This is a genomic window from Pseudomonas sp. NPDC088885, from assembly GCF_044750025.1.
Classification (GTDB): domain Bacteria; phylum Pseudomonadota; class Gammaproteobacteria; order Pseudomonadales; family Pseudomonadaceae; genus Aquipseudomonas; species Aquipseudomonas rustica.
Genome location: NZ_JBIVJB010000006.1, coordinates 7,570 through 17,745 on the forward strand (window position 1 = coordinate 7,570; position 10,176 = coordinate 17,745).

Sequence of the window (10,176 nt, forward strand, 5' to 3'; positions counted from 1 at the left end):
GGCCGATCCGGTCGAGACGACCGATACGTTGCTCGAGCAGGTCCGGGTGCGACGGCAGATCGAACAGCACCAAGTGGTGAGCGAACTGGAAGTTGCGACCTTCACTGCCGATTTCCGAGCAGATCAGCACTTGCGCGCCGAACTCTTCATCGGCGAAGTAAGCGGCGGCGCGGTCACGCTCAAGGATGTTCATGCCTTCGTGGAACACCGTGGCCGGTATGCCGGACCGCACGCGCAGGGCGTCTTCCAGGTCCATCGCAGTTTCGGCGTGGGCGCAGATCACCAGCACTTTGGTCCGCTTGAGCATTTTCAGCTGATCGATCAGCCATTCGACGCGCGGGTCGAATTTCCACCAGCGCTCTTCTTCGCTGGCGTCCGGTTGCGCCTGGAAGCTGACTTCCGGGTACAGCTCGGCATGTTCGCCCAGCGGCAGTTCGAGGTATTCGTCCGGGTACGGCAGCGGGTACGGGTGGAGCTTGCGCTCCGGGAAACCCTGCACGGCGGCACGGGTGTTACGGAACAGCACGCGGCCAGTGCCGTGGCGATCAAGCAGTTCGCGCACGAGGCGGGCGCTGGCTTCGGTGTCGCCGTCGTTGACCGCGGTCAGCAGCGCTTCGCCTTCGTTGCCGAGGAAACCCTGAATGGTTTTGTGCGCTTTGGCCGAGAGACGGCCCTTGTCGAGCAGTTCCTGAACGGCTTCAGCCACCGGGCGATAGTTGTCGCTCTCGGCACGGAACGCGGCCAGGTCGTGGAAACGGTTTGGATCGAGCAGGCGCAGACGGGCGAAGTGGCTGTCCTGACCGAGTTGTTCCGGGGTCGCGGTGAGCAGCAACACGCCCGGAATGACTTCGGCGAGTTGCTCGACCAGCGAATATTCGGCGCTGGCCTTTTCTTCGTGCCAGACCAAGTGGTGCGCTTCGTCGACCACCAGCAAATCCCAACCGGCGGCGAACAGAGCGTCCTGCGCCTTCTCGTCGTCGACCAGCCATTCCAGCGCGACCAGCGCCAGTTGGGTGTCTTCGAACGGGTTGGTGGCATCGCTTTCGATAAAGCGTTCTTCGTCGAACAGCGCGACCTGCAGATTGAAACGACGACGCATCTCCACCAGCCACTGGTGCTGAAGGTTTTCCGGGACGAGGATCAGCACGCGGTTGGCGCGACCCGAGAGCAGTTGGCGATGGATCACCAGACCGGCTTCGATGGTTTTACCCAGACCTACTTCGTCCGCCAGCAATACGCGCGGCGCAATGCGGTCGGCGACTTCACGGGCGATGTGCAATTGGTGCGCGATCGGTTGCGCACGCACGCCACCCAGGCCCCAGAGCGAAGATTGCAGCTGGCGGCTAGTGTGTTCGAGGGTGTTGTAACGCAGCGAGAACCACGGCAGCGGGTCGATCTGCCCGGCGAACAGACGGTCGCTGGCCAGACGGAACTGAATGAAGTTCGACAGCTGGGTTTCCGGCAGGGTAACGGCTTCGTTCTGCCCGTTGAGACCGTGATAAACCATCAGGCCGTCGACATCGTCGACTTGCTGCACGGTCATCTTCCAGCCTTCGAAGTGGGTAATGGTGTCACCCGGCGAGAATCGCACGCGGGTGAGGGGCGCATTCCGTAGCGCGTACTGGCGGGTTTCGCCAGTGGCCGGGTAGAGCACGGTCAACAAGCGGCCGTCCTGTGCCAGAACGGTGCCTAAACCCAGCTCGGCTTCGCTGTCACTGATCCAGCGTTGCCCCGGTTGATACTGCTGCGCCATGCTGCCTGACTCCCACCTTGAAAAAGCGGGCTATCTTAACGGAATGAGGGCTTCAGGGCCAAAGATTACTGGCGTAGGAGCTGTCGAAGGCTGCGATCTTTTGATCTTTGGAAACACTTGAGTTCTGCGCTGTCCCATGAAAGATCGCAGCCTGCGGCAGCTCCTACAGGTGCCAAGTGCGTCACAGAATTGCGACGGGTGGCTCAAGGCGTGTTTGTCTTAGCCGATAGCCTGCTGACAGGAGAACCCCCATATGTTGCCACCGATGCTCCCCCTGAGCGCTGTGCCGATCACTTCGCAGCAGGATCCGATCCGCCAGCGGCCGGATATTCCGCCGGTGGTGCCGGTGCAGGAAAGCTCCAACGAAAGTACGATCGATCTGCAGAAACGTGATCCGGAAGAGGATCGACTGCTGGCGCGCGAAGAACAGCGCCGTCAGCAGGAGCGTGATCGTCGCCGGCGCGAGGCCGACGAAGACCCGGAAGAGCATCTGGCCGTGCCGGGTACGGTGCTCAACGCCGACAATACCGTGCCGGTGGTGCCGCTGATTGAAGATCAGCCGCGTCAGGGCTTGTGGGTCGATATCGAGATTTGAGCGGCTCTGGCTAGATGATTGGTTTGATCGTGTTTGGCTGGGTGGCTGGTCAGCGCTGGCGGCAGGCGGCATTATTGACGCAGTCCTGCCGGTGATGTGGCAGTTGTGATTCTTTGAAGCGATGTTCTGAACGCCATGAGCCAAGACGACAAACTGATCGACCTCAGCACTGAACGCGCCAAGCGGGTGCATGACATTAAAGAGAAGCGGCTGAACGAAGTGCGTCAGGCGTTTGAGCAGGCGATGCCGTTGGGCAAGCCGAAGAAAAAGTCGAAGAACAAGCCGAAAAAGCGTTGATCTCCCCCTGCATCTGTTGATGCAGGTCAGTTATTTCCCCTCCTTTCTCTTCCTTCGTTGTGGTTATTGATCCCGGTCAATTTGTGCGCCTGTGTGTTTGGTAATTTAGTCCCATCGCAGCAAAGCAGGGGCCAGGAGGCCAGTCATGTTTTTCGATAACGTGGTGTTTGCCGGGGTTCTGACTGTAGGGCTGATGGTTCTGTTTTTTGCAGGGTTTGGATTTTTTATCTGGAAGGATGCGCATAAGCGTAAGAAGTGATTCTTCTGGATTGATGGGCACGCAAGGCATTTTGGGGCGACTTCGGTTGCCCCTTTTTTTTTGCCTTGGAGGCCTTGGCGGCCTTTGGGCCGACCAGGCTGTGGGTGTGTTTTGTGAATATCCGTTGCTGCGGTAACGGCTGCTTAGGGTTTCGCCCTTACGGCGAGTCACCTTTTCCAGACGCCGAAAAGGTAACCGAAAAGGCTTTGCCCTGACGTTCGGCCCGCTCGCTGGGGCTCGGGGTTCCTTCGCTCCGGGATTGATCCGGGGGGCAGCGCCTACGGTTTGCTTCGCTGCACCTCCTCTCGCTGTGTTTGGCTGCGCCAAACGGTCGCTGCGCTCCCACCCCCGGATCAATCCCTCCACTCAGCCTGCCGACGGGCTCTAAGATCAAAAGCAGGCGAGCTGACACTCGGCCTATTGAGTGGTGAAGAGCGGGGGGCGCACGGCTTTTTGATTTGCGTTGAATTCGCCCCTCACCCCAGCCCTCTCCCGAGGGAGAGGGAGCCGATGGTGGGCTTTTCAGAATGTGTGTTCGACTCGGCATCCCAAGCCGGCGTACCTCTCCCAAACACCCCGATCAGTCCCCTCTCCCTCCGGGAGAGGGCTAGGGTGAGGGGCTCTTGATCTTGATCTGGCTTTTGACGTGGCTTTTGATCTCAAGCCCCTTCGGCAGGCCGAGCGTAGGTGTCCATCCGGGGATCAGGCGCGTAGCGCCGTGCGGCGTAGCCGCACACATCGAGAGGAGGTGCAGCGAAGCAAACCGTAGGCGATGTCCCCGGATGGACACCGTAGCGAGGGAACACTGAGCCTCAGCGAAGTGCCGTACGCCGGGGCCAAGCCTTTTCGGTTACCTTTTCGGCGTTTGGAAAAGGTGACTCGCTGTAAGAGCGAAACCGCCAGCCGCAACGCCAAAAAAAACGGATATGTCCCCAATCCAAAAACAAAAAAGGCGCGATCCTCTCGAATCGCGCCTCTCTCGTTTCAGCTATCTATCAACTACCCAAAGCCTTCGAAGCCAACCAGAACAACCCAGCCGACAACGCCACGGTAGCCGGCAAGGTCAACACCCAAGCCAACAGAATAGTGCGAACAGTCCCACCTTGCAGGCCGCTCTTATTCGCGACCATGGTCCCCGCCACACCCGAAGACAACACATGAGTCGTCGACACCGGCAAACTGAAGATGTTGGCCAAACCAATCAAACTCGCCGTAGTGATCTGCGCCGACATGCCCTGCGAATAGGTCATGCCCTGCTTGCCGATCTTCTCGCCAATGGTCAGAACCACACGTTTCCAGCCAACCATGGTGCCCAGACCCAGCGCCAGTGCAACCGCCAGAATCACCCAGAACGGCGCGTATTCAGTGGTCGTGGTCAGGTCTTTGCGCAACTTGTCGAGGTCAGCCTTTTCACGGGCATCCAGAACCGGCAACTTGCTGACTTTCTTCGCGGTATCGTCCAGGCACAGCAAGTAGCGACGCACTTCGATGCGGCTATCCGACGACAACGAATGGTAGTCCGCTACACCTTTAAGCGTGTGCAACAGGGCGCTGATGGTCGGTTCGGTCTGCTGCGGGTTGCAGCGGAATTTCTCCGGCAGGTCGCCGTCTACGCTCTTGCCCAGTGCTAGGAATTCACCCAGCGAATCGGCGTTGCGCTGGTAGAACTGGCTCAGGTGCAGAGTAGCGTCGCGGGTGCGTTCGATCTGGTAAGTGGTGCTGTTCAGGTCGAGAACGAACTGCGCAGGCACGATACCGATCAACACCAGCATGATCAGGCCGATGCCTTTCTGGCCATCGTTGGAACCGTGCACGAAACTCACGGCCATGGCCGAGATCACCAAAACCAGACGGTTCCAGAACGGCGGATGCTTTTTGTCGTCGAGTTTGCGGCGCTGTTCAGGCGTCTTGTGCATCTTCGACAGCGGGCGCCACCATTTCAGGCCGATCAGGATCAGCGCTGCAATCAGGAAGCCAGCCATCGGCGAGAACACCAGCGAAGCGCCGATGTCGATCGCTTTCTGCCAGTTAACACCGTCGGCCAACGGAATGTCGTTGATCAACGCGTTGGCCAGGCCGACACCGAGGATCGAGCCGATCAGGGTGTGGGAACTGGACGCCGGGATACCGAAGTACCAGGTGCCGAGGTTCCAGGCGATTGCCGCTGCGAGCAACGAGAAAACCATCGCAAGGCCATGGCCGGTGTTCACATTGATCAGCAGTTCAACCGGCAGCAGGTGGACAATGGCATACGCCACGCCAACGCCACCCAGCAGCACGCCGAGGAAATTGAACACACCGGAAAAGAACACCGCCAGGTGCGGCGGCATGGCTTTGGTGTAGATAACAGTGGCTACCGCGTTAGCGGTGTCATGAAATCCATTGATGAACTCGAAGGCGAGGACAAACGTCAGGGCGAGCAAGAGGCTCACAAGCACCCAAGCATCCAGTCCGCTGAATAAATCGATCATGAAGGTTTTCTGACCCGGTCGTAAGGGGGCGCGATTATGCCAGAAAAGACTGGAAATCGATGCCCTCAGTGCTCATCGGTAACGCACTTCTTCGATTTAATTTGTTGCAGCACATGAAAACCAAGCGGCGCGCAGGGTTTTTCAAGCCTTTGATTTGTCTATAAAAAGGCTTTTTGGAACAAGCGTTTTACCCGCGTTTGGAGGGCTCAAACGCTTGTCTGAAATATCTGTGAAACTTTCCGAAGCTGTCCTTTAGCCGGCTCTACGCAGAATCAGCCGCTGCCCGCGGGTAGCGGGCGCGCAAGGCATCGTCTCGGCACCGCGTGGGTAACCGGTGCGTACACGGATGCTCAAGGCCTTCAAAAACCGTGGCTCATGGCTCTTCGGCTTTGAGTTCCTTTTCGATCTTTTCGATTTCTTGCTTGAAGACCTGATCCTGAACGGTAGGGCGTTTGCGCCATGCCTTGCGTTCCGGTTCTGGTTGAGCGGCGTAGGTGGTGACTTCCCCGCCGTAAACATCCTTGTAACGTTGTTCCTGGCGCTCAAGTTCCGCGCGCAGTTCGTCTTTCGTCACAGTGCTACCTGTATGAGTTGAGATAAGTGTCTGGTGAATCGCACTGCAACGAGTCGATTGAGCGGGCCCGTCGAAAACTCAACGCCAGAACAGGCATTGATGTCATCGGCAGGGCGATCAAGACTTCCATGTTACAGGCGGCTACGACACCAGATTAAAACGGACGCAGCATCAGTTCCTGTTTCAGCGAGCGCTGGCGTTACATCAATCATGAGCGTCAGGCGCTTGCCGGGGCTGGCGGCGATTGGCATCGCCTCAGCGGTGGCCACCTCGATGAAATAGTGGGAGCCACTGAGGTGCATTATAGCGGTCGATTCAGGATTGACTATCGTTGCCAAGTTAAAAACGGTTCGGGATGTGTGATTGTTTTGTTAATCGCAACTTTCTCGGGTAGTTGAAGTGCAAGCAAACGTTTACTTCGCCGCGATCTGTTTTTGGCGCCATTTAGTCGATCAACTAAATCTTGATTGAGTTCCCCGGCAAAGTTGCACAAGCGTCTCAAATAGCAAGCCACAGCAGAGGAGGGCGATTGCGATTATCGGTCGACGGTTCGATAATCGCCCAATGTTGATGGCCCGCCGCTTGTGCATCTGCCCGCGAGCCGTTTGTATAGCCATTGATCCGTGTCGGGTAAAAAGGACAATAAATGAACGATCAAATGCGCAACTCCTTCACTTCCGTGGCGCCGCCGATCGTCGCCTCGCCGGCCAAGCGGATTCAGGCGCTGACCGGTGATCCGGATTTCATGACGTCGCTGGCCCGTGGCCTGGCGGTGGTGCAGGCGTTTCAGGAGCGCAAACGTCATCTGACCATCGCGCAGATCAGCCACCGCACGGAAATTCCCCGCGCCGCGGTGCGCCGTTGCCTACATACGTTGATTAAACTCGGCTACGCCACCACCGACGGACGCACCTATTCTCTGCTGCCGAAAGTGCTGACCCTCGGCCACGCTTATCTATCATCGACGCCGCTGGCCGTGTCCGCGCAGCCGTACCTCGACCGCATGAGCGAGCAACTGCACGAAGCCTGCAACATGGCCACGCTTGAGGGCGACGACATTCTTTACATCGCGCGGTCGGCGACCACGCAGCGGCTGATCTCGGTCGACCTGTCGGTGGGCGGGCGTCTGCCGGCGTATTGCACATCGATGGGCCGAATCCTGCTGGCAGCGCTGGACGACACGTCCTTGCGCGAATACCTCGACCACGCTGAACTGGTGGCTAAAACCAGCCGCACGATCCACACCCCCGACGCGTTGCTCGAATGTTTGCAGGAAGTGCGGCAGCAAGGTTGGTGCATCGTCGATCAGGAATTGGAACAAGGCCTGCGCTCGATTGCCGTACCGGTCTACGACGCTTCGGGCCAAGTGGTGGCGGCGCTCAACGTCAGCACCCACGCCGGTCGCGTCAGTCGCACCGAGCTTGAGCAGCGCTTTCTGCCGGGCCTGCTCAGCGCCAGCCGCGACCTCAGCGCGCAGTTGTTTGCCTGATGAAGCTGTTCGATAAACGCACAGTGTTGCGTTTATCGAATTGACGCTAAAACCCCCGGATCATTAATGTCGCGGCAGCGTCATCCGGCGCTGTTGTGAATGAGCCCGCCGGACTGTCGACTCCCATAATAATGACAAGAGGCAACTCACCATGCGCACGCTCCCCGACTGTCTCCGCTCCAACCGCTGTTGCCGGGTTCACCGCAACGCCTGATTGCAACCTTCTATTCTTGTAGCTGTGCCGCTCTCTGGCCGGCCGCCGTTCGACTGCGTTTTTTGCGTGGATAAAAATAATGAACCAGCCTCAGTCCGCTGTGGGTCAGTGCCTCGACGTGCAGACCTTCATCAACGCCCAACCGATCTCGCGCTATCAATGGCGGGTGGTGATCCTGTGTTTCCTGATTGTCTTTCTCGATGGCCTCGACACCGCCGCGATGGGCTTCATTGCCCCGGCGTTGTCGCAGGACTGGGGCATCGACCGCGCCAGCCTCGGCCCGGTGATGAGCGCCGCGTTGATCGGCATGGTCTTCGGCGCACTCGGTTCCGGCCCTTTGGCTGACCGCTTTGGGCGAAAAGTCGTACTCGTCGGCGCCGTGATTCTGTTCGGTGCCTTCAGCCTGGCGTCGGCTTACAGCACTAACGTGGAACAACTGCTGGTGCTGCGCTTCCTGACCGGTCTCGGTCTGGGCGCGGGGATGCCCAATGCCACCACGCTGCTCTCGGAATACACCCCGGAGCGCAAGAAATCGCTGCTGGTGACCAGCATGTTTTGCGGTTTCAACCTCGGCATGGCCGGTGGCGGGTTTATTTCCGCCAAGCTGATTCCGGCGTTCGGCTGGCACAGTCTGCTGCTGATCGGCGGGATTTTGCCGCTGATCCTCGCGGTGGTGCTGCTGTTCTGGCTGCCGGAATCGGCGCGCTACCTTGTCGTCCGTAACCGTGGCACCGACAAAGTGCGCAAAACCCTGGCGCCGATCGATCCGGTTACCGTCGCCCAAGCCTCAAGCTTCAGCGTGCCGGAACAAAAAACCGTGAAGGCACGCAACGTGTTCGCGGTGATTTTCTCGGGCACCTACAGCACCGGCACCTTACTGCTGTGGCTGACCTACTTCATGGGCCTTGTGATCGTTTATCTGCTGACCAGTTGGCTGCCGACGCTGATGCGTGACAGTGGCGCGAGCATGGAGCAGGCCGCGTTCATCGGTGCGTTGTTCCAGTTCGGCGGGGTATTGAGTGCGGTCGCTGTGGGATGGGCGATGGATCGCTTCAATCCGCACAAGGTTATCGGCATTTTCTACCTGCTGGCCGGGGTGTTTGCCTACGCGGTGGGGCAGAGCCTGGGCAACATTACGTTGTTGGCGACTTTGGTTTTAGTGGCGGGGATGTGCGTGAACGGCGCGCAATCGGCAATGCCGTCGCTGGCGGCGCGGTTTTATCCGACGCAGGGGCGGGCGACCGGCGTGTCGTGGATGCTGGGGATTGGCCGCTTTGGCGCGATTCTCGGGGCGTGGATGGGCGCGACGTTGTTGGGCTTGGGCTGGAATTTTGAGCAGGTGTTGACGGCGTTGGTGATTCCGGCGGCGGTGGCGACGGCTGCGGTGGTGATCAAGGGCATGGTGAGTCATGCGGATGCGACTTGAGTTTCAGCGCCTGATCGTTCCCACGCTCCGCGTGGGAACGCCTCATTGGACGCTCTGCGTCCGCTTTTGGGACGCGGAGCGTCCCGGACTGCATTCCCACGCGGAGCGTGGGAACGATCATTGTTAGGCAAACAACAATCTGTTCGATAAACGAACACTCAGTCGATTATCGGATTGTTTGGCACATTTCCCAGGCTTAATCTGCAGTGACTCCGGCGCTGAACCTCGCGCCTTTTTATCACTGGCGATTCATTACAAAAACAGGAGCCCGCTCCATGGCTGAGATCCTTTCGCTGCACGACGCGGTGAAGCAATTCGTCAACGACGGCGACACCGTCGCACTCGAAGGCTTCACTCACTTGATCCCTACGGCCGCAGGTCATGAAATCATTCGTCAGGGCAAGAAAGATCTGACGCTGGTGCGGATGACGCCTGACCTGATTTACGACCAACTGATCGGCGCCGGTTGCGCACGCAAACTGATTTTCTCCTGGGGCGGCAACCCTGGCGTGGGTTCGCTGCACCGTCTGCGCGATGCGGTCGAGAAGCAATGGCCGCAGCCGCTGGAGATCGAAGAGCACAGCCACGCCGACCTGGCGAATGCCTACGTCGCCGGCGCTTCCGGCCTACCGTTCGCGGTACTGCGCGCCTACGCCGGTTCCGACCTGCCGAAGGTCAATCCACTGATCAAAACCGTGACTTGCCCGTTCACCGGTGAAGTGTTGGCGGCCGTACCGTCGGTGCGCCCGGACGTGACCGTGATCCACGCACAGAAAGCCGACCGCCAAGGCAACGTGCTGCTGTGGGGCATTCTCGGCGTGCAGAAAGAAGCTGCACTGGCCGCCAAGCGCTGCATCGTTACCGTCGAAGAAATCGTCGACAACCTCAACGCGCCAATGAACTCCTGCGTGTTGCCGACCTGGGCCTTGAGCGCAGTCTGCCATGTACCCGGCGGCGCACATCCGTCCTACGCCCACGGTTACAACGAGCGCGACAATCGTTTCTATCAGGCGTGGGATCCGATCGCCCGCGACCGTGAGACGTTTACCGCGTGGATCAACGAATACATCCATGGCTGCGCTGACTTCAGCGAGTTCC

Annotated in this window: 8 protein-coding genes and 1 pseudogene; 6 read left to right on the top strand and 3 right to left on the bottom strand. The window is 59.0% G+C overall.

Going from position 1 to position 10,176, the window contains the following annotated elements; translation table 11 throughout:
* Positions 1-1,753, bottom strand: a pseudogene (rapA, locus tag ACIP1X_RS05915) (RNA polymerase-associated protein RapA); the annotation flags it as partial.
* A 253-nt stretch (positions 1,754-2,006) separates the two neighbouring features.
* On the opposite strand from rapA, the gene ACIP1X_RS05920 reads away from it, so the two are divergent.
* From ACIP1X_RS05920 to ccoM, 3 genes are all read left to right on the top strand, one after another.
* On the top strand, positions 2,007-2,348 hold the full coding sequence (locus tag ACIP1X_RS05920; RefSeq protein WP_053117854.1) for a hypothetical protein: 342 nt from the start codon (positions 2,007-2,009) through the stop codon (positions 2,346-2,348).
* Positions 2,349-2,483: 135 nt separating this feature from the next.
* Positions 2,484-2,645, top strand: a complete 162-nt coding sequence (locus ACIP1X_RS05925; RefSeq protein WP_172680076.1) for a hypothetical protein — start codon at positions 2,484-2,486, stop codon at positions 2,643-2,645.
* A 145-nt stretch (positions 2,646-2,790) separates the two neighbouring features.
* Positions 2,791-2,904 (top strand): cytochrome c oxidase subunit CcoM, encoded by a 114-nt coding sequence (gene ccoM / locus ACIP1X_RS05930; protein ID WP_041070550.1) that lies wholly within the window; start codon positions 2,791-2,793, stop codon positions 2,902-2,904.
* Between the two features lie 995 nt (positions 2,905-3,899).
* On the opposite strand, the gene ACIP1X_RS05935 is transcribed toward ccoM, so the two are convergent.
* Entirely contained in the window at positions 3,900-5,375 is a 1,476-nt protein-coding gene (locus ACIP1X_RS05935; protein WP_053117856.1) for an inorganic phosphate transporter, read from the bottom strand.
* Positions 5,376-5,748: 373 nt separating this feature from the next.
* A complete protein-coding gene (locus tag ACIP1X_RS05940) occupies positions 5,749-5,949 on the bottom strand; it encodes a hypothetical protein (RefSeq protein WP_053117858.1) in 201 nt (66 codons plus the stop codon).
* A gap of 646 nt (positions 5,950-6,595) precedes the next feature.
* Here ACIP1X_RS05940 and pcaR point away from each other — a divergent pair.
* From pcaR to ACIP1X_RS05955, 3 genes are all read left to right on the top strand, one after another.
* A complete protein-coding gene (gene pcaR, locus ACIP1X_RS05945; RefSeq protein ID WP_007917109.1) occupies positions 6,596-7,438 on the top strand; it encodes a pca regulon transcriptional regulator PcaR in 843 nt (280 codons plus the stop codon).
* 293 nt (positions 7,439-7,731) lie between these two features.
* Complete coding sequence (locus ACIP1X_RS05950) at positions 7,732-9,078, top strand: MFS transporter (protein WP_053117860.1); 1,347 nt, start codon at positions 7,732-7,734, stop codon at positions 9,076-9,078.
* A gap of 275 nt (positions 9,079-9,353) precedes the next feature.
* Positions 9,354-10,176, top strand: an 823-nt coding sequence (locus tag ACIP1X_RS05955; RefSeq protein WP_400750272.1) for a CoA transferase subunit A, incomplete at its 3' end; no start/stop codon positions are given.

Bases quoted from the DNA above. Each gene is read 5' to 3' on its own strand.
- ACIP1X_RS05920 (WP_053117854.1), top strand. From the start codon at position 2,007: ATGTTGCCACCGATGCTCCCCCTGAGCGCTGTGCCGATCACTTCGCAG.
- ACIP1X_RS05925 (WP_172680076.1), top strand. From the start codon at position 2,484: ATGAGCCAAGACGACAAACTGATCGACCTCAGCACTGAACGCGCCAAG.
- ccoM (WP_041070550.1), top strand. From the start codon at position 2,791: ATGTTTTTCGATAACGTGGTGTTTGCCGGGGTTCTGACTGTAGGGCTG.
- ACIP1X_RS05935 (WP_053117856.1), bottom strand. From the start codon at position 5,375: ATGATCGATTTATTCAGCGGACTGGATGCTTGGGTGCTTGTGAGCCTC.
- pcaR (WP_007917109.1), top strand. From the start codon at position 6,596: ATGAACGATCAAATGCGCAACTCCTTCACTTCCGTGGCGCCGCCGATC.
- ACIP1X_RS05950 (WP_053117860.1), top strand. From the start codon at position 7,732: ATGAACCAGCCTCAGTCCGCTGTGGGTCAGTGCCTCGACGTGCAGACC.